General features: G+C 48.8%; 12 protein-coding genes and 5 pseudogenes. 14 read left to right on the top strand and 3 right to left on the bottom strand.

The annotated features are described in order from the left end of the window. The first annotated feature begins 2,075 nt into the window (after positions 1-2,075). The 4 genes and pseudogenes from AACU94_RS23465 to AACU94_RS23455 all read left to right on the top strand — a co-directional run bounded on the left by AACU94_RS23465 (position 2,076) and on the right by AACU94_RS23455 (position 3,382). On the top strand, positions 2,076-2,267 hold the full coding sequence (locus AACU94_RS23465) for an MbcA/ParS/Xre antitoxin family protein (protein ID WP_135488323.1): 192 nt from the start codon (positions 2,076-2,078) through the stop codon (positions 2,265-2,267). Positions 2,268-2,520: 253 nt separating this feature from the next. Then, positions 2,521-2,740, top strand: a pseudogene (locus AACU94_RS24820) (DNA repair protein); the annotation flags it as partial. A gap of 72 nt (positions 2,741-2,812) precedes the next feature. After that, positions 2,813-3,034: a type II toxin-antitoxin system Phd/YefM family antitoxin gene (locus AACU94_RS23460; protein ID WP_135488322.1), complete on the top strand. Its 222-nt coding sequence runs from the start codon at positions 2,813-2,815 to the stop codon at positions 3,032-3,034. Further along, positions 3,034-3,382, top strand: a pseudogene (locus tag AACU94_RS23455) (type II toxin-antitoxin system death-on-curing family toxin). The gene AACU94_RS23460 and the pseudogene AACU94_RS23455 overlap by 1 nt, the downstream one beginning before the upstream one ends. A gap of 100 nt (positions 3,383-3,482) precedes the next feature. Here AACU94_RS23455 and ltrA read toward each other — a convergent pair. The 3 genes and pseudogenes from ltrA to AACU94_RS23440 all read right to left on the bottom strand — a co-directional run bounded on the left by ltrA (position 3,483) and on the right by AACU94_RS23440 (position 7,685). Then, a complete protein-coding gene (ltrA, locus tag AACU94_RS23450; protein ID WP_135488321.1) occupies positions 3,483-4,853 on the bottom strand; it encodes a group II intron reverse transcriptase/maturase in 1,371 nt (456 codons plus the stop codon). Positions 4,854-5,269: 416 nt separating this feature from the next. Continuing rightward, positions 5,270-6,479: pseudogene (locus tag AACU94_RS23445) on the bottom strand (RNA-guided endonuclease InsQ/TnpB family protein). 40 nt (positions 6,480-6,519) lie between these two features. Further along, a protein-coding gene (locus AACU94_RS23440) for an IS3 family transposase (protein WP_135488319.1) occupies positions 6,520-7,685 on the bottom strand; the annotation gives its coding sequence in 2 pieces (ribosomal slippage) (positions 6,520-7,427 and positions 7,427-7,685; 1,167 coding nt in all). 27 nt (positions 7,686-7,712) lie between these two features. Between AACU94_RS23440 and tnpA the strand changes: the two genes are divergently transcribed. The 10 genes and pseudogenes from tnpA (at position 7,713) to AACU94_RS23390 (ending at position 20,494) form a co-directional block, all read left to right on the top strand. Further along, entirely contained in the window at positions 7,713-8,168 is a 456-nt protein-coding gene (gene tnpA / locus AACU94_RS23435; RefSeq protein WP_135488318.1) for an IS200/IS605 family transposase, read from the top strand. Positions 8,169-9,730: 1,562 nt separating this feature from the next. Then, positions 9,731-10,036: pseudogene (locus AACU94_RS23430) on the top strand (type VI secretion system contractile sheath small subunit); the annotation flags it as partial. Between the two features lie 14 nt (positions 10,037-10,050). Continuing rightward, positions 10,051-11,400 carry a type VI secretion system baseplate subunit TssK gene (tssK, locus tag AACU94_RS23425; RefSeq protein WP_135487881.1) on the top strand — a complete coding sequence of 450 codons (1,350 nt, stop codon included), beginning with the start codon at positions 10,051-10,053 and terminating at the stop codon, positions 11,398-11,400. Then, the gene (gene tssL, locus AACU94_RS23420; RefSeq protein WP_135488317.1) at positions 11,397-12,086 is read left to right on the top strand and encodes a type VI secretion system protein TssL, short form; all 690 of its coding nucleotides are present in this window, start codon (positions 11,397-11,399) and stop codon (positions 12,084-12,086) included. The genes tssK and tssL overlap by 4 nt, the downstream gene beginning before the upstream one ends. Beyond that, the gene (locus AACU94_RS23415; protein WP_135487882.1) at positions 12,086-13,750 is read left to right on the top strand and encodes an OmpA family protein; all 1,665 of its coding nucleotides are present in this window, start codon (positions 12,086-12,088) and stop codon (positions 13,748-13,750) included. Before tssL ends, AACU94_RS23415 begins: the two co-directional genes overlap by 1 nt. Before the next feature lie 159 nt (positions 13,751-13,909). After that, positions 13,910-14,062, top strand: a pseudogene (locus AACU94_RS23410) (Clp protease N-terminal domain-containing protein); the annotation flags it as partial. A 5-nt stretch (positions 14,063-14,067) separates the two neighbouring features. After that, positions 14,068-16,425, top strand: a complete 2,358-nt coding sequence (locus tag AACU94_RS23405; RefSeq protein WP_135488316.1) for a type VI secretion system Vgr family protein — start codon at positions 14,068-14,070, stop codon at positions 16,423-16,425. A 15-nt stretch (positions 16,426-16,440) separates the two neighbouring features. Further along, positions 16,441-19,329, top strand: a complete 2,889-nt coding sequence (locus AACU94_RS23400) for a hypothetical protein (RefSeq protein WP_240726340.1) — start codon at positions 16,441-16,443, stop codon at positions 19,327-19,329. Beyond that, positions 19,326-20,183, top strand: coding sequence for a hypothetical protein (locus AACU94_RS23395; RefSeq protein ID WP_135487883.1), 858 nt, complete (start codon positions 19,326-19,328; stop codon positions 20,181-20,183). Before AACU94_RS23400 ends, AACU94_RS23395 begins: the two co-directional genes overlap by 4 nt. Before the next feature lie 47 nt (positions 20,184-20,230). Beyond that, complete coding sequence (locus AACU94_RS23390) at positions 20,231-20,494, top strand: PAAR domain-containing protein (RefSeq protein ID WP_135487884.1); 264 nt, start codon at positions 20,231-20,233, stop codon at positions 20,492-20,494. The last annotated feature ends 2 nt before the right edge of the window (positions 20,495-20,496 follow it).

The raw sequence follows: 20,496 nt of genomic DNA, 5'->3' as shown, positions 1-20,496 counted from the left end.
GATGACTCCTTTCCTTCCACACGCTCCAGTAAATTGTGATCATGTCTTCAGTTTCTTCCCGAAACACATAAATTTGTGAACGCAATAAGCTGCGTGATATTTCCGATGACTTTAATTGTTTCGAATGAGATATGCGACCTCCTGATTTAAAATCACTATACCGAAGAGATTATCAGTTTCTTTTCACAAATGGGTACTTTTTTTTGTGTTTTTTTGAGACATTTTGAATGCCTGGAGTGCAGCTGGAAGTTAACAGTTCGAAAAGCAGGTCAGATGGGAACGGGAGAGTCATATGAGGATATTTTCTAATGCTACATAAAAGTAACTTTTTTGACAATGGGTATTGGTATTATTGTGAGTTGATAAGTACTGTTTTGTCATTTAAGTTATACATATATCTAGTGCCACTTTTTCGAGAAAAATGACCCTATGATTTTTGTGCATAGTGCCACTTTTAAAAAAAGTGACCCTATATCGTGATTACATAGGGTCACTTTTCATCAATAAGTGACCCTATGCGAGGTGCACATAGGGTCATTTTTAAGGAAAAAGTGACCCTATGTCGTAGTCATCCTAAGCAATCAGAGAAATAATCATGCAAAGACGTTTTTTCGCGAAAGTTTCTCGGCATATCGCAGATACTGATTGCAGTATTGCGTTTTTTTAAGCAGTAAAATTTTCGTTAGCAGGCTCAGGGGTTTTGAGAAAACCCTGGAGACTTTGGTTAAAAAGTGATACAAGTAAGGACAATAGTTTAATGGATGGTTTAGAAGCTTAAATCGATAGTTCAAAATTTATAAAAGTTACTTTTCCATCTCCAAAACCGATCTTTTAATTCGAGTAGAAAATTATTGCAATTGTATTTATGCAAGGGCAATGTGCTTATATAAGAATCTGATAGTTTAACGCATAACTTACTCTGTAAAATATAACGAACCGATATTTCCATTATTCGTACCTACCGTGCACATCTAATGTCATTACCTCTTCATATTAGGCCTGAAGAATATCAACAACACCATTATTTTATTGGGCACAATAAAAAAACACTTGGAACTAAAACGGGCTACTTGCTATTATCCATGGCTATTTTAAATGGTAGCTCCAGGGAACAGATTGTTGAGGAAATAATAGACATCAATCATATATTTTTAATATCAAAAAAAATATAACCACCAACTAAAACACTTACAATGCCATTCACCATCCACTAATAAAGTAAATATTTTCCTTTCAGCGTAAATAATTCCGATAATATTAATAGAATTTAAAATGGCAAAATAATTATTTATAGAACATATAATTACCATATGTTAAATTCTCTCGCCAGCCAGTATCTGGATAGTTATTATCAAATTACATTCTCAGTTTAAATTGAGAGTTGTTTGGTATACTGGATGTAAAAGATCATGCCCAACGATTGTTCGGTTGTTTTCGTTAATAATAAAAGGGATATAACGGAGTGCTGCCTGGGTTATTATATTAAACCACCTTTCTTTTATCTTGATTAGAACTGGTTGTATCATTTGAGATATTGTCGGACAAACAGAGTCTGATAATTGGTGAGGCTGCCCTTTTTATGATTTACAATCAATGATAAACCACTCCTTTCTATAGATACGCGGTCAGTACTGTATGGGCAATGGAAAGTAAATCAAACAACGTCGATATAGCTGAACAACTCAACAGGTTCCATTGACTGATGCAGGTTGGTAGCGTTCGACATACATACACTTCATTGCAACCTCTGCTGAATGTTATTAGCAAAAAAGTTGCATCCATGATGTACAGTGATTATAGTTGTAAGCGTCTAGCATACAGGGGGACGCGTTGGTTACATCATATTTAATGAGGCTAACCAGCCTAGCGCCCGAATGGAGAGAGTGAAATTCGATTTCACTCTCTCTTTTTTCATCTAAACCTTTATTGTCAAATGGTTATACGCATTTATTTGTATTAGTCACGAATGCATCTGATACATTGACTTGTTACTCATTGCTAAAATGAGTAGCGAAGTTCATATCCAGTCATTAAACAGATTAAGAAAACGATAACTAAATAGTGGAGTTGACTCCTTGAACAGAGAAGATGTCCATCAACTGGCTACGCAATTGTTTGAAGGTAACGAAAGTGCGGCCCAAAAGTGGTGCCATGAACCCAACCGAGCGTTACGGTGGCAACCCCCTGAAGAACTTATGGGGAGCGAATCAGGAATCCAAACGGTAATAGCGTTAATAACACGACTAGAGCAAGGCGTGTATTCTTAGACCTTCTGCCCAGAGCCGTTCTGTAGTTTTATCATCGCATCAAGCAAATCGTTTTCATCCCGTGAATGCTGAGACTTGTTCCGGGTCACATCGGGGCTATTCACCGATGGAAGAGCTTTAAAACGACGGTTATCCCTTTGTTCCTGTACCAGCTTCGCCACATACAATACTTGGCCCAAATTCTGGGGTTAACAACTTACCCAGCCGAGGAAAACATCTGCAGTCCTCAAATAGACATTAGCATTGAGCCCCTACACTCGCACCAGTTGATAGTTCACTGCTTGTATGTGCTATAGCGTAAAGAGATACCGAAAGTATCCGCGTCAGCACCTGAAGAATTTAAGAGCCTGGAAGGAGGAAGGTTGCCAAAGGATGACGATGGATGCATGGGCAGTAATGCCGTGTTTGGTGTGATCACTCACATCATCAATGATGCCAGGAGTGGGAAATTTGACGATTACCCAGTGATTTAAGGCGCAAAGAAGTGGTATTTTGTGTCATTAAAACCCATGATTGTATACACATAACGAGTACACGAGGTTTTTATGCAATCCATCAACTTACGTACCGCACGCGGCAACCTTACTGAAGTGCTCAAAAATGTTGAAGCCGGGGAAAAGGTTGAAATCACCCGCAGAGGCCGCGAGCCAGCTGTAATTGTCAACAAGGTTACTTTCGAAGCCTACAAAAAAGCGACGCTGGATGCCGAATTTGCATCCCTGTTTGACACACTGGATTCCACCAACAAGGAACTGGTTAACCGATAATTAGGCATATATCACCGGAAGAGCTTATTGCGCTTACTACGGCCTGCCGGATCCGGGTAGGGCAGAAACCATTATCGGGAGAGCCCAGCCCAGAGTTGTATATGAAGAGATCATCGACCTTTTTGAAGTCTCCGCAACCTACCTGGTGGCTACTGCGAGATGGCGTATCTTCAATTATGCAAATAAGCGCACCGCGCTAAACAGTGCGCTGTTATTTCTGCGCCGTAACGGTGTGCAGGTCTATGATTCTCCCGTGCTGGTAGACCTTACCGTGGGGCGGCCACTGGTGAGATCCCCGTATTTTCAGTAGCCGAAAAGCTACGTGAGTTATATGGGACCAACACTTAAGAAGTGGAGTTATTGATCGGCATAGGGGGCAGCACAAGGCTGCGCCCCTGCCACACCACCCGGCATGCGGGTCCGCACCGGGCGGTTCGAGAAGTTGAGGTTATGCGAGTCGAGGGAAGCCTAAAGCATCAAAGTAGTCGACTGTAAGTATACGGTTCAGCCCAGCTTCGCTGTGTCTCCACCAGTGCCCGGCGCCTCCTGCCATAAGTGCGGCCTGCTCATGGGTAGCCCCGAGACTGCGGAGGCGATTATAGACAGTCGTTCCCGTGCGCCAGTGCTTCAGCTGGATAGCCCGGAGTCGGTGACGTATCCACGAATCCAGATCTTTGAATATCTTCGGGGTTTGTGCCAGCCGGAAGTAGGACTTCCAGCCTCGAAGGTATATCCGCATCTGTTCGGCAATCTGGGCCATGCCCTGGCCTCCAACGCGTCTGGTGATGAGCCGGATACGCCGTTTGAACGTGTCGAGCGCCTTCGGAGCAACAGCAATCTTGACGGTGTTTCCTGACCAGCGCCGAAGGCAATAGCCGAGGAACTTACGCCCGAATACCGGACCCACTTCGGTTTTCTTCTCGTTCACGCGCAGATGCAACTGCTCATACATCTTGCGCATCCAACGCAGTACTCGTTCGCCCGCCTTCTGACTGCAAACGTACACGTTGCAGTCGTCGGCGTACCGGGCGAAGCGATGACCGCGCTGTTGCAGCGCCCGATCTACTTCGTCCAACAACACATTGGCCAACAGCGGAGACAGTGGACCGCCTTGCGGCGTCCCCTCGTCACGCGCCATTACCACACCATCCGCCATGATCCCAGCTTGCAGGTAGCGCCGAATCAGCCGTAGCACGGTTTTGTCGGCGATTCGCCTGGCAAGTCGGTCCATCAGAATGTCGTGGTTGACCCGATCAAAGAATTTCTCAAGGTCAACATCAACTACCACCCGGAATCCATCCTGCGCGTACCGCTGTGCTTGTAGCACTGCGTCGTGCGCGCTCCGGCCCGGCCGGAAGCCATAGCTGAACTCCGAGAATGTCGGGTCGATCAACGGTTGCAGGACTTGTAGCAACGCTTGCTGAATGAGCCTATCAGTAACTGTCGGAATGCCCAATTCCCGAGTGCCACCAGTCGGTTTCGGAATCTCCACGCGACGCACAGGCTGAGGCCGATATGTCCCGTTGAGAAGCGCTTCCCGAATGTATGGCCAGCGAGTCTTGAGGTGTTCAACAGTCTGCTCGATGGTCAATCCATCAGCACCTGCACTTCCCTTGTTGGCTTTGACGCGTTTCCACGCCTCGACCATGTTCTCGCGCGAGAGCACCTGTTGAAGCAGGTCCGCTCGCCCCAAGCCTTCCGGGTCATAGCTCGCCGACAGTGCTTCGTCACGCGACGAGACCGCGCGGGCTTCACCCTCGCTGCCCACGATGCGCCCGGGCTTCCCCGGCTTCTGACGCAATGTCCTGTCAAGAGTCATATCTTCTGGCTTTCCTTCTCGTTCGGCCCTTCGTCGGAGTCCTGACTACTACGGCCTCTGCTGACTTCTCGCTCCGTCTTACGACGTTGCCCTTTCAGGCATGAGGCGAGATCTCCCCAGGTAAGAACGCGATCCTTCCCCGCACAACCGCCGGATCTACGCGACTTCGACTTGACCACGAAAGCTTCGCAGTGATGTGCCTGCTCGCCTTGCTCCATCGCGCCTCATATCCGATTCTTGTTCATCGGCTCACGGGTTCATTCCGTGCTTCCTCCCCACGCCCGGTCGCCCTCACGCAGTTGCACTTCCTTTCGCTCGCTGTGGTCAGCTCGCGGGAGGACTTTCACCTCCAAGATCGCGCCCATGCTGGGCGCACACATCCTCCACGCCCTGAAGGCCGTGGATCCCTGCTACGTTCAGGCTGTCGCCTGAATCATTTCGGTGGGTTCCTGCTTCAACGGGCGGCCCTGACTGCACCATTCCTCCACAGGCAAGAACGGCGTGCCCCGCCGCTAAAATGTTACGAGCGCCATTTACATCGGCGTTCGCTGCATATCCACATGCCTGACACTCGAATTTACTTTGTGACGGGCGATTTTCTTTCGCTTTATGACCACAGCACGCGCAACGCTGGCTTGTGTACGCTGGCGGAACAGCCAGTATCTGACCGCCACGCCAGAGCTCTTTGTACTCAAGCTGGCGGCGCATTTCATACCAGCCCTGGTCCAGTATCGAACGGTTTAAACCTGATTTTGCCCGGACATTGCGCCCCGGCTGGCTGACCGTACCCGCGGCTGACTTTGACATGTTGCTGACCTTCAAATCCTCAATGACTATCATTGCGTGGTTTTTGCTGATTGTCGTTGTGACTTTGTGAAGGTAGTCCCTGCGGATATTTGTGATACGGGAATGCAGACACTGTATTTTGCGTTTCTGCTTCTGCCAGTTGTTGCTGAGTTTGACCTAGCGGCTTAACTGTCGCTGAAGTCTCGCCAGCTTTTTCTGGTTTTTCTGGAAACTGTTTACAGGCTCAAAGACTGTGCCATCTGACAGCGTGGCAAGTTTAGCCACGCCAGCATCCAGTCCGACCATTGATACTGAAGGGTGAACAGGAGTGGATACTTCACTTTCAGTCTGAATACTGATGTACCACTTACCGCAGGACTGGCTGACTGTGACATTTTTTACAACACCCGTGACCTGACGACTGTTCCGGTAGCGCATCCAGCCAAGCTTCGGCAGAAAAATACGGCTGTTTTCCTGATCGAGCTTAACGCCCTGCGGGTAGCGGAATGCATCATTCTGTCCCCGCTTTTTGAATCGGGGAAAAGCAGCCCGCTTCTGGAAGAAGTTTTTGTAAGCCCGCTCAAGGTCTTTCAGTGACTGTTGCAATGGCTGTGATGGGGCATCTTTAAGCCATTGTGTTTCAGTGGCATTTTTCCACTCAACCAACCAGGAAGCCATTTTCGCGTAAGGGATGTATTTATTACCGGCCTCATGATTCTCATTCTGAAGCGCCAGAGCACGATTGAAAACGAAACGACATGCGCCTGCGAAGCACCTCATTTCACGCTCCTGTTGACCACCGGGTCTTAACTGGAATTTGAATGCTTGTAGTCGTTTCATGGGCCAAATCATACTTTGGCCCATGAAAAAAGTGTAGTGGTCAACAAAAACTGGCCACAGCTTTAGAGTTTTTCCAGAACAATCGTTCTGATTCATTCGGCGTCAAACCACCATTATATTGATGAGGTCTGAGCTGGCTGTAATATCCTGTGATGTAATTCGTTATTGCCGTGCTGGCTTCGCTAAAATTCGCGTAGCCATTATCCGGTACCCACTCTGTTTTCAGGCTTCTGAAGAACCGTTCCATTGGGCTGTTATCCCAGCAATTTCCCCGGCGACTCAGGCTTTGCTTTATCTGATATCTCCACAGTAACTGTCTGAAATTCCTGCTGGTATAGTGACTGCCTTGATCCGAGTGATACAGTAAATTAGCCGGTTTCCCCCGTGCTTCCCAGGCCATCGACAGGGCTTTACCTGTCAGTGCGGAATCAGGGAAAAATGACATCGCCCAGCCAACCGGTTTACGGGAAAACAAATCGAGTACAACAGCCAGATAAGCCCAGCGTTTTCCCGTCCAGATATAAGTCACATCACCGCACCAAGCCTGATTAGGCTCGGTAACAGCAAACTGGCGATCCAGATAATTAGGGATCTCAATGTGTTCCTTAGACGCCTTCTTATAACGATGGCCAGGTTGCTGACAGCTGATAATATTGAGCGCTTTCATCAGCTTTGTTGCCCGCCAGCGGCTCAGTTTTATACCTTCCATTGCGGCAATGCTTCGCGCTCCTGCTGAACCGTTACTTTCGTGATAAACTTCACGCACAAGGCTCAGTAATGCCACTTTCGTGGCGTCAGGCTTCCTGGGCTGCCGCCAGTATTTATAACTGCTGCGATGAACCCCAAACACGTTGCACACAACGGCAACAGGAAACCGCGCCCTGAGTTTCTCAACTAATGAGAATTGTTCAGGGAGTCTGACATCAAGAGCGCGGTAGCCTTTTTTAATATATCCCTTTCCATTTCAACGCGTTGAAGTCTTTTCTTCAACTCACGTATTTCAATCTGCTCAGGTGTCATGGGTGAAGCTATGGGTGATTTTCCCGCTCGCTCTTCTTTCAGTTGTCGAACCCATTTATCCATCGTGGATTTGCCGACATTCATCGCAGTGGCAGCGGCGGCAACGGTGTAATGCTGATCGAGTACAAGCTGGGCAGCCTCGAGGCGAAACTCGGGGCTAAAATTGCGTCTGTTACGTCCGGTCATAATGTCACCTGTTTTGACTATGAGGTGATGATATCACCTCTATTCAGGTGGCCAAATTCACTATGCCACTACAAAGAAACCGATATCCGACGCGGAAGGCATTGTGTTTTCCTGAAGCATGTTCACCTGATCTTCGTTACTAAATACCGACGTCAGATTTTTGACTATGACGCGACAGAAAAACTACGCACTTACTTTTCAAATGTATGTGCTGATTTTGAAGCTGAACTGGTTGAAATGGATGGAGAACCAGATCACGTCCATTTGTTAATTACCTATCCTCCCAAACTGGCGATATCCAGTCTGGTAAACAGCCTCAAAGGCGTATCGGGTAGATTACTGCGGCGAGATCGACCAGATATTGCAGTCAGGTATTACTACAAAGGCGTTTTGTGGAGCCCCAGCTATTTTGCCAGTAGCTGCGGTGGTGCACCAATATCCATCATCCGCCAATACATTGAACAACAGCAAACACCTGGTTAGGTGAAAAACCGCGCCTTATATCCCCGCCCTGAATGAACTGACCCCATAAACCTGGACGGGGATATAAGCGCACTGGATAATAAAAAAGCTGGATATTTTCCAGGCTATAGCAAAATCATTAATAAAATACTGCGGTAAGAATTACTCTACGACCATAACTATTTTGCCTACCTGACCATTGGCCTCCATATAGCGCCGAGCCTCTGCAATCTCGTCGAGCGTGAACGGTTGCAACTGTCCTCACACCTTGGAAACCAGAATGCCACGGTTAAAAAGGCACTGGGCCAGCTTAAAGAGAGCGATTTTCTGGAATACTCCATAGACAAAGAAAACGTCGATTACGTGCTGAATATTCTGAAGAGAAACATGAAGCCATGATCGATGCCTGATAACGTAGTTGCCTGTGTTACCCGGTATAGTGGATATCCTTCTCCTCTCGCTTTGATTTACCTGGTATAGTGTATCTCCACTACACCGGGTGGCATCAGCCCCATTACCCCGATGCAGTCCATTTTCTTCTGCCTTTTCTGGGTGTCTTGTGTGTATTTTAGCCAAGAATGTGATCCTCACCCGGTATAGTGGATCACGTTATTGCCACCATACCTGATAGCATGACGGCACGGTTAGGAAACTTTACCTGGTACAGTGTATCGTGAATGATGATCGGCTCTGATAACGTGATGATACTGAAGTGAAAGCTGTACCCTGTGTAGTGGATCCAGTGAAAGTGCGCACCCGGTATAGTGTGCTTCATGGCTGAATCGGAGTTTGCCGCAGGTAGCCCTGCATCCATCATCATAACAGACACTGTCCGCAGGACTCGCGAGCCGTATGTGGGGTCGGTTTGGGAAATGGAAAATTTTGTACGTTAAGCGCATTATTTAACCACTCCTGATTTGTAATGGCCTGATTTAAAGTCAGTGGTCATCGCATTTAGGTTATCCGATTGAGTCAAGACCCCCTAAGAAATGCCGTATAGTTTTTTTTCACCGGAAACCTGGATTTTTCCGCGCCCAGTAACCACGGGCGCGGTTTCGTAAACGACCGGTTGAGAAACAACGATTTTGATGCTGAAACCTGCCACATAACCCGTAACTTATTCAATGTCATACAAATCAGATAGTTTTTAAAACGAAATACCCTCCATTACTTACAATGTTTTCCTATAAGTCCGCTTTCGGATTTTTATCACAACGCCATGTAACAAAAAATGTAACTGTTACAGTGACTTATCAGTGCAAAGGCACGCATCCGCACCAGACAGTCATCACACTCATTGCACTGATCTTAATCAATAAAAGGTCACATATGAAACATTCAACCACCAAGGCACCTACTTATAGTTAATCCCCCTGTAAATGACGACATAAGCAGTGAACAAAAAAACCTTTACCCCAATACTTAGAGATGCGCCCTGTTACATATCAGATTAAAATTCTTTATAAAATTCCAATCATAGATTTTTGATCTGCTAAGTTGATATTTTTTAGCAAAACGCTCTATCATCGCTTTGTAAAGATACCTCGTGGTAACTATCACCACTGCCCAACAAAGGGAATGATATGGCAGATTCCAGCTTCCAGAATGAAGTGCCAAAAGCACGCGTCAACATCCAGCTCGACCTGCACACGGGTTCTGCCCAAAAGAAAGTAGAGTTGCCCTTAAAACTTCTCGCGGTGGGAAATTTCAGCAACGGTAAAGAAACTCTCCCGCTTTCTGAACGCAGCAAGTTAACTATTTCAAAACACAACGTTAATAGCGTTCTATCCGAGCTTAACCCAGAGGTCAGTATTGATGTTGCTAACACCCTGAGAGGGTATGGACGTCAATCTGTCACTGGTATCTCAGATGCCGAAAGCAAAAGCATAAGGTGGGCGCAGAGATGAAAATTTATCGTCCATTGTGGAACGAGGGGGCTTTACTGTCCCCTCAGCAGTTCCAGCAGCAGGCAGAATGGGAGTCTTTTCGCAGCGCCGGTGCAACCGCACTGGCATCTGCATTCCCCTGGGGTGTGGAAAAGATTGAGTTTAACGACAGTCTTCTTTCATCGGGTCTGATCCAGATTACGCAGTTACGTCTCTGGCTGGAAGATGGAACGCTGATTGATGCGCAAAGAAGCGATCTGCCTCCGGCGCCACGTGAGTTAGATGCCAGTCAGCTGGCAGGTCTTGATGCGGTAACTGTCGTTATCGCACTGCCTCATATGCAGCCGGGCGTTGCCAACGTTGAGCAGGAAGGCATCTTCCCGGATCGACCGCTTCGCTATCGAGAAGAATGGGTGACGTTGCCGGATGCATTTGGGCCTGAAGAAGAATCAATGGCAGTTGCCCGGTTCAATTTCTCCATCCGGTTTGCCCATGAAAGTAATGATTCCTGGAAAGTCTGCCCTGTAGCAAGGCTAATCCGGGACGGACATAATGCGTGGCTACTGGACCCGTCTTTCATTCCTCCCGTTGCGTCATTTTCGGCAAGCCCGGTTCTTCGCGAACGTCTGGTGCTGCTAAATCGCCAGTTACGTTCCCGACGCCAGCGTTTGATGACAATGCGTCGTGAGAGCAACGAGAGACTTGCCGATTTTGCCGTCGCCGACGTTTCCCTTTTCTGGTTGCTGAATGCGCTAAATTCCCACGCCAGGGTGCTGACGGAATACGAACGTTTTCCTTCCCGTCCGCCTGAACAGGTGTGGGCAGAGCTTGCACGCCTGGCAGGAAGCATGCTGACCTTTTCCCTGGACCATGATCTCGACGCCATTCCGGGATATGACCACGAGGAACCCGCCAATACGTTTCCTCCGCTGTTTGACCTGATCTCGGGGTTACTTGAGGCAAGTCTGCCATCCAGGGTCATTGTTCTGGAAATGTCCCGTCCGGACGGCCAAACCTGGAAAGCAAACCTTCACGATATTCGTCTGCGCGAAGAGGCGGACCTCTACCTCTCTGTTCGCTCAGACATACCGGCCTGGCAGGTTGCCGATAAATTCCCGGCACTTTGTCAGGCGGGTTCACCTGATGACGTCAATGAGATCTATGGTGTTGCACTCAAGGGGATCCCTCTGATCCCTGTCAGCAGGGTCCCGGCAGCTTTGCCTGTACGCATGGAAAACCAGTACTTCGCGCTTGATATGGAAAGCCCCGCTGCGCATGAAATGCAGGCGCAGGGCGTGTGTATGTTCTATGTGCCTGAAATGCTTGGTGCACTGGAACTTGAACTGTTTGCGGTATTGCGCTCATGAAACAGGATATCGATATCGACCAGCTGATGACAGAGACCTGGCTCACCGTCACCATGCTGAAGAAAGGCGCCGTCACGCTCAATGGTAGTGCGCTTTACGACAAGTGCGTTAAACAGGTTGAAAGTGTGCGGGAAGCGCTGGGGCGTGCCGGTTATGACGAGGCCAGTATCGGGCATATTTCCTACGCACAATGTGCCTTGCTGGACGAGGCGGTGATGAGCCGTAAGCCTGAAAAGTGCGAGGAAGGAGAAGAGCCGAAAGTTGATGAGGGCCAGGTGGCATGGCGTAAAGTCCCGCTTCAGGCACGATTTTTCGGATCACTTCGAGCAGGTGAGGCTCTGTGGGATAGCATTGCAGAGGTCCTGCGTCAGCCCTCACCGAACCCGGCCGTTTTGACGTGTTATCACCGGGTAATTGCACTGGGTTTTCAGGGGGTGTACGGACTGAAGGCGGTCAGTCAGTCGCAGCGGGATGAAGTCGTCAAAGCCCTGTCTGAGCGATGCTCTCCGCCTGATGCAGGCCTGTCTCTGATTGTTTACCGGATGGGGAAACATCGCTGGAGTCTGATGCGTTCAGTCTGGTTCTGGATAGCGCTTGCCATCATCCTTACCGGTGTTATCTGGTGGGGCGGTCATCTGTGGCTCCAGGCACTCTTGTCAGCACAAATACCGGAGCTACGTAACTAATGCGTAGATCAGTCATTATTCCGGTTGCCCTGCACACCTTTGCAGCTGTTGCCACATTGCTGTGGTTGCTCTGGTATTTCATCCCAACAGGGAACGTGTTTAAAGGCCTGACCACGGTGCTGATCCTCCTGCTGGCAGGCTGGTATGTTTTTAAGAACTACCGCCGGGAGCAGTCGGTATCCGACACCTCCGTTTCAGCTGCTGACCTGCCACTACTCGACACCCAGGGCCCCGTTGTACTGGTATGCGGTGACGGGCTGGGTGCGCTGTTTCAGGGGGGGCCTCTGCGTAAAACAGCTCAGGGTTGGTGGCTCCGGGCCGATGACGTCAGCCGGTTAACGGATGTTGTCCGCAGCATACAGACGCAGTTCCCACGCCAGGTCGGTCAGCTTTCGGTTATGTACCGTTGCCTGCCAGACCATCATCAGGATGAAGCGGTTCTGCGCTCCACATTAAAGACGCTCCGCCAGCAGAGTAAACAAATCAAAACTCTGACGGGTTTCACACTACCGGTTGTGGTGAGTGCCGAATTCTCCGGACCTGAGACTCCGTGGATAATCGTTCGTGGTGACAAGCCGATTGTATGTCCGGTAAATGATTCGCCGCAGGCTTTCATCGACTGGCAGCAGGCTAATGACAATATTACGGCGCTACCCACGATCAGTCAGGCATTTTCATTTATCCGTAAAATCCTGACTGATGAACTTGAGAAACCTGATCGATTAACCCCTCCTGAACGAGCGTTTTCCGTGGCACTCCGCCTCGGTACCGTCCTTCCCGAACCCCAGTCAGTCTGGGCCGACTGGCTATATTCCCGCACCTGTTTGCAGTTTTCCCGAAAGCCTGGGCAGACAGATCCGGTAAGTTTATTTCCGGATGCAGTTCTGCCGCTGCTGGCACCTTTTGCATCACCGGTGCAGGGGGGGCACCGTACCCGTCGCCTGGTCCTGCTGATGTGGGTGTGTGCTCTGACCGCATTGGGTATTTCTGCGCTCAATAACCGTGACCTGATCTGTCAGGTGAGCACCGATTTGCAGCGCTGGAATGCAATCCCGATGAACCACTATCGCCCTAAAGCAGAAGCACTGGTCGCCCTGAAGCTGGATGCGCTCCTGCTTGAACGCTGGCAGCGTCAGGGAGAGCCTTTGCGTTACAGCCTGGGCTATTACCCGGGGCTACGCCTGTGGCTGGCCGTGCAACAGGCTATCGATACCTGGACTCCACCAATACATAAACCAGTACCTAACCAAAAACCAGTACCGAAAATTGTTCGTCTCGACGGCATGTCGCTGTTTGATTCCGGCAAATCGGCACTCAAAGACGGCTCTACCAAAATACTCGTCAATGCACTGGCGGGGGTCAAAGCCAGACCAGGCTGGCTCATCGTGGTCAGTGGCCACACAGACAATACCGGCAGCGTTCAGCTCAACCAGACCCTGTCTTTACAACGAGCGGAAGCCGTTCGTAACTGGATGCGTGATACCTGGGACGTACCGGAAAGTTGCATTGACGTGCAGGGTTACGGTGACAGCCGACCGGTTGCATCAAACGACACGCCTGATGGCCGTGCGCATAACCGCCGTGTCGAGATCAGTCTGGTACCGCAGGTTGACGCCTGTCGTCAGCCAGGCGCACAACACGCGTCACAGGATGTACGTGACTAAGACTCTGGCGGGCAGATCCTTTCTGTCCGCTTTTTTTACTCCGCACAGCGCCTGTCAGACGGACGCTTTGCAGAGCAGTCTCACAATTTATCGGCATGAACCTTATGGGCATCGGTTGACGGCCAGGGGCGGTAGCGTGCCTGAACAAGAGGGAACGACATGGAACATCATTCAGCAGTCCTGCTACGACGACTTACCCCTTATTGCACCAGAGTACTGGAGGGGGCGGCTTTTTTATGTCAGTCCCATGCGCATACAGAAATCACGCCTGAGCACTGGCTGCTGAAACTGCTGGAGCAGGCAGAAGGAGAGCCGTCATGAGCAGTTCCCTCTCCAACAAGGCTACCAGCCTGGTACATCAGCTTTTAGGGCAATCACGGTACCAGGTTGAAGTGCATGAATGCGACCATTTCCTGGATGTGTTACGTTACAACGCCGTTGAATCACTCAGCCAGCCCTGGCGCTATAATGTGGCGGTCACCTGCTCTTCTGCGGATATTGCTTGTGACTCGTTACTGCTGAAGCCCGCTTCATTCACTTTCCAGACCCCCGTGTTTGACGGAACTCCGGCCCTGCCGGTCAGGACGGTATTTGGCGTAGTTGAGTCGTTTCGCCGCGTGTCTACCTCGAATGATGAGACCCATTACGCGCTGACGATCGTTCCCCGTATTGCCCTTCTGGGCTATACGAAAGGGAGCGAGATCTACCTCAATCAGTCAGTCACTGAAGTGGTTGAACAGGTACTGCGTAAACACGGTCTGGAAGGGCCTGATTTTGAGTTCCGGCTCTCCCGCGAATACCCCTCCCGGGAGCTCATCACCCAGTGGCGGGAAACAGACCTTGAGTTTATCCAGCGTCTGCTGGCAGAAGTGGGCATTTACTGGCGCTATGAAATGGACAGCCGTCTTGAACAGGACGTGGTGATTTTCCAGGACAGCCAGCAGCAGTATGAATTTGGTGTCACGCTACCGTTACGCAACCAGGCCGGGATGAGAGACAACGGGCAGGAGAGCATCTGGGATATTCAGACCGCATATAACGTGGTGAGCGGAAGTGTGGCCACCCGGGACTACAACTACCGTGAAGCGCTACAACCTCAGGACAGTATCGAGAGCATTTTCAGCAAAGAAGGGATCACCACCGGAGAAACGTACCATTATGCTGAACCTTTCCTGACAGCAGGTGACGCTGAAAGCCCGGAGACCGGGGCATACTTCGCACGCCTGCATCATGAACGCATTCTGAACGCGCAGTATCGCGTCAGCGGGCATTCCTCCAGCCCTCATCTGGCTCCGGGTCAGGTACTGGAAACTGACGGAGCGCTTCCCGACACCGTGAAAGAAGGCATTGTCATCACCACGGTGCGCACCAGCGGCTCACGCAAAAGTAGCTTTACGCTGACCTTTGAAGGCATCCCGTATAGCGAAACCGTCTGTTATCGTCCGGCGCTGCTCAATCGCCCGGTGATATCCGGCTCGCTTCCGGCCCGGGTGGAAAGCACACAGAAAGGTGACACCTGTTCCTGGCTCGACCCGGACGGGCGCTACCGGGTAAAACTGGACTTTGACCGCAACAGTACTGAACAGGGTTATGCCTGTTTGTGGCTGCGGCTGGCCAGGCCCTATGCCGGTGATACGTACGGCTTCCACTCACCGCTTATCGACGGAACGGAAGTGGCCGTCGTATTTGACGGCGGAGACCCAGATCGTCCCTACATCGCCTATGCCCTGCACGACTCAGAACATCCGGACCCTGTCACCAGTGACAATCATACGCGGAACGTCTGGCGCACGCCGGCGAACAATAAGCTGCGGATGGAGGATAAGCGCCAGGAAGAGCATATCAAGCTCGCGACGGAATATGGCAAAACACAGCTGAACATGGGACACCTGGTCAACAGCCAGCGTGAAAATCGCGGAGCCGGTTTCGAACTGCGAACGGATGAGCATGGTGCTGTACGTGCGGCAAAAGGGCTGTTCCTGACGGCTGATGCCCAGGCCAAAGCCCAAGGACCGGTACTGGAAATGGCCCCTGTGATAAGTCAGATTAACCAGGCCAACAGCCAGATGCAGGCGCTGAACAGCGCCGCTGAAGCCGCCGGAGCCCTGGTCTCTGACATCAATACCCAGATTAGTTTTGTGACCGACAAAATCAGGGACCTCCAGTCTGCGGTCCTGCTGGGTAGCGCTCCGCAGGGGGTGGCGTTTACCTCAGGTGAACATCTTCAGCTCAGCAGTACCCGCAATACCATGATCAATGCCGGTCAACATCTTGATATCGGTGCGATGAAAAATCTGTCGGTTACGGTGGAAAAAGCCCTGGGTCTGTTTGTGCATAAAGACGGGGCGAAGCTGGTTGCCAACCAGGGAGACATCGAGATTCAGGCTCAGCACAACACGATGGCCCTGTTTTCTGAAAAACAGCTGACGGTGACCAGTAGTAAAGACGAAATTATTATCAGCACCCCGGAAACGCTTACGCTGAACGGTGGCGGGTCTTACCTGAGACTGAGTAAGAACGGGATTGAGCATGGCTCCAAAGGGAATATGGTGATGAAGGTAGCGAGCTATCTGGTGCCCGGAAATGGCAGCAGCCTGCCACTGGAAACACCGGACTTTAAAATGACAGACGTTACGGTCACGGCTAAAAATTCCGCCAAATGGAGCAGTGAATAGCATGGAAGGGGATTTATGACAGCAAAGTTACCCAAAATCAGTTACCCCGTACCGTCAAACAAAAATGGCCATGCCTTTTCCTCTGTGGAAGCGTTGTTATCGATGATCGGAGGGGAAAGATCAGGACTGTATCTGGTGGGAAGCCAGGGAATGTGGCATGGCGGTATTCATATTACTGATGCCACCATTCCCTGGTGCGCCCTGAGTACTGACAGTGAAGCTGAGAATGAATATTGTCGTGAGCTTTATAAAGGGGAGCAATTTATTCGTTGTATGGCCGATGGTGAAATCGTTGCCTGGCGGGTATGCAAGGATTACGAGAGTGCCGCGATTGAATGGCGAGGTGAAAAGTTGTTCATTTCGACCTCTTTTGTGCTGGTGAAACATTATATCCAGCCGGCTGATAACGCAGAAAGTGGACTGACGTTTTTTACGCTGTACATGAATCTGGCGCCCTATGCTGCTTATGAACAACAGGGTAGCCAGGCGGACAGAAAAGTGGCAGGCGTCCAGCGCTATTACACCAGTGCGGAAGATGTGCAGACATGCCGCGCAGCCGGAAAACTGAATAAAGACACGGTAGTCACGTTGAGTGACGCTATTGTGACCCGCACCAGCGACCTGCGTCAGTTTACCGAAGTGACCATTATCAGAGAGACGAAAAATGCAGCGGGAGACACGCTTGCAGCGGAAACAAAAGTCTGGACGGTATCAGACAGGGGGGCTCTGAAGGCTGTTAAATCAGCGCCAGTTCCGTCCTGGTGGGAAAAATGTACTCCTGCTTACACTAATGAGTCAGAAGGCGTGGTGAACTGCACTTCGCGTACAGACTGGGCATACTATCTGAGCAGTGACGATGTGCTGCACGATAAAAAGGCAGGCAGACTGACAGCCGATTTCCCGCTTTCATACGAGCCCGGTAATACCGCACAGCAGATCATCCGTCCGGGTAAGGATCCAGGCGATGCAGCAAGAACATTCAGTCTGGTCACTCTGGGCCGGGATAAGGATAAGTTGAAAAAGGACGACCGGGTTTGGGTAGTATCAGACGGCGACAGTCTGACGCCGGTTGCACCAGCAGCATCCGGTAGTGGATCCGTTTTTAATGATGTGTATGTGCCTTCAGCGCCTGTACCGGTCAATGCCGGAGACAGTCTTGGGCATATGGGTTTTTATCAGCTACCGGAAGAAAACGGCAAACGCTCGCGTTACCAGGTGCATATAGAGTGCCTGAGCATGGATGATATGGAAAATTTCATCACCAATTCCGGAAATGCAGGAGAAGATGCACCGGTTTATCTGACCTGGCAAACCAACGCACCCTTATTTGATAAAGGTGAGCGGAGTATGGTTGCGGGAAGTCGAAAAACAAGGGCCCCGGGGATTCTGACGCTGGCAAAAGTCCCTGCCGTTGATGCCAGGGGGAATACACTGACCAGTAACCAGGATGCTGCGTATTATCAGATACGCCCGGAAGGTGGCTGGTTACCTGCTGCCAGTGTAAAAAAGGTATCGCAGTATGCGTTAGGCGAACTGGGGTTTGTGACGCTGAATAAAGCACCAGTGAGCTTTGACCTGATTGATGGGGTAAAACAACCGGATAACGTGGTGAAGGGGATTCTGGAGCAGTTGTATAAAGCGGCACAGGATGAAAGGCGTACCACTCATGCCCTGAACAAATATAACTACCAGCAACTGCTGGAGATGATAGACAGTAACCAGGACGGGTATTACTCGGAGCAGGAGTATCTTCAGGCGGTCCATAATATCTCTTACCGCGATCGCTTATACCGTGTAATTGCGAAACACGCCAGTGAATGGTACTACGGTAAGGATGACCCGTTGTGGAAAAACTATCTGGATACATTAACCGGGGATGCACCGTTATGGAAAACGTATCTGGAAGCATTTCTGGATAAAATGACGTGGATGAAGGCGGTGTGTGAAAAAGGTGTGGCACTGGGGGCAGAGCCCTGGCATATGCATCCGACTACATTTATGAACATGTTTAGAGGCGCGAAATGTGATTGCGAAGAACTCTATGCTGATAAATTTAAAGTTACTAGATATGGTAGTCAATACGGTCCGGTCTATTGGGGGAGTGTCTCTTTAAATAGCTATAGCCGCTGGGATGTTCTCATTGTTGAAAATAGAATTACGGCTGATGAAAAAACAATACTGATTGCTATGTCTGAGAATGAAGGGAATTTGGATGCAGTGCATTCATATGATAGTGAAGTCATTACAGCGGGAGCGATGCAGAAAACCGTGAAAAATGAACCTGGGCGAGAGGGAAAAGGTGAGCTATCAACCCAATTAGCGAAATTTAGAGATAGTCACCCTGATTTGTATGAAAAATATTCTGTGAGTTGTGGCTGGTCTGTAGAGGGAACAGGAACTTCTGCTATTATTTATTACAGCGATAATATTTTAACTCAGGGGAACAAAATAACATCTTCAGAATTAAAGGTTGTACTAAGGAGAGGATGTTTCGAAAGTAATTTCGGAACAATCGTACATAACAAACCTCTGGCTGCGTTGGTCAAGATTCTGAAACTACCTGAGTATTTAGATATTCAAGTTTTAGATTTTATAGAAAGACTCCACGCAGTCGAAGAAAACACCGTAACTTCTGATGGCAAAAAAATAAAGGATTTCGTCAAGAGTAATTTGGGTAGGGCAGTAGTATTAGATCATTCAGTAAATCGTCCTGCTTATGTTGTTCCTGATTTTCAAAAAGCAATCGAAAACTTCCACGCCAATAATCCTGCTATAAGCTTAGACCCACAAACATGGGGCGTTGAGAGCGGAACAAATGAAAACAAACTACTGGATGAATATAAATTAACAAGAAGAATGACAAATTCTTCTGCTCGGTTTAATTCATTAAAGGCAAAGTTATGACAAGAACTTACTTTTTAAGTATTATTTTTTTGGCTATTTTTACTACGAATATAAGTTATGCTGATATAGAAATTAAATCTCCAGAAGGCGGGCGCTTAATTTTTTCTCAGGAGAAAAAAGGGGAGCACTATGATAATAATTCATGGGGGAAAATCGTTTTTTCTCGCAATGCATATTCGGCAGATCTCAGTCGCAGCGACAGATATTATATAGAAAATGGTTCATCAAAACCATCGCCATCTGGAAAATATCTTATCGTAACGAGTGTTTCTGGAGGGTATGTAGAGTTCGGTGATGGTGAAAAAAAATATACCGATAAGGCTTATTGTAGTGTCGTGGACATGACCAATGGTTGCATTGTTAGTGACTGGGATGGTGAGGCGTGTGGTTATAGTTGGGTGGGTAATAAAGATGTATTAGCCAGTTCAGGTGATGTAAATGCAGATAAATTTGACTTCCAGTCAATGCGCCCGATGATCAACAAAACAATAGATGATTTTTCTGGAATAGATGAAAGAGAGGTGGCTAATATGCTTCGGTGTGACTCTCCATCTAAGGAAAATATAAATGCATATCAAAGAATGGCAAAAGAAAACAAAAAAATGAAAAGGGTTGTTTTAGAATATATTTCTGGATACCTGAGCGGCATTACCGAAAAATCAACAGTAAAAACCAAGTCAAATTTATTTAGCTTGCCAAATGACAATAGCAAAACCAGTGCTTACCTTGTTCCCGGAGATAAGGTAAGGATTATTCAGATATCTCCAGATAATGAATGGGTGAATATTGGATATATCAATAAAAAAGGTTCACCTCTTATTTCTTGGGTCAAGGCTGAGATGCTTGAACAATAAATATTAATTTATTCCGCCCTGTAAACAATAAATTAATGGAGATAAAAATGTTGCAAATTATTCGAAAAGGCGACAAAACCACTCACGGCGGTTCAGTTATGACCTGTTCTGGCACCATGATATTTGGTGGGATTGGCGTGGCACGTAAAGGTGATATGGTTTTCTGCCCGATACCTCTACATGGTCCGACAACCATCATCGAAGGTAATCCTGATTATCTTGATAACGGGATCCCGGTCGCCTTTCACGGCCATAAATGTGGTTGTGGCTGTACATTGATCAGTTCTTTTGCTCCTGCAAAGGTTGCCTGAGT

The sequence above is a fragment of the Escherichia sp. E4702 genome (assembly GCF_963883545.1).
Classification (GTDB): Bacteria; Pseudomonadota; Gammaproteobacteria; order Enterobacterales; family Enterobacteriaceae; genus Escherichia.
The sequence above is the reverse complement of the archived record's forward strand: the minus strand, read 5'-3'. Positions and strand labels throughout refer to the sequence as shown.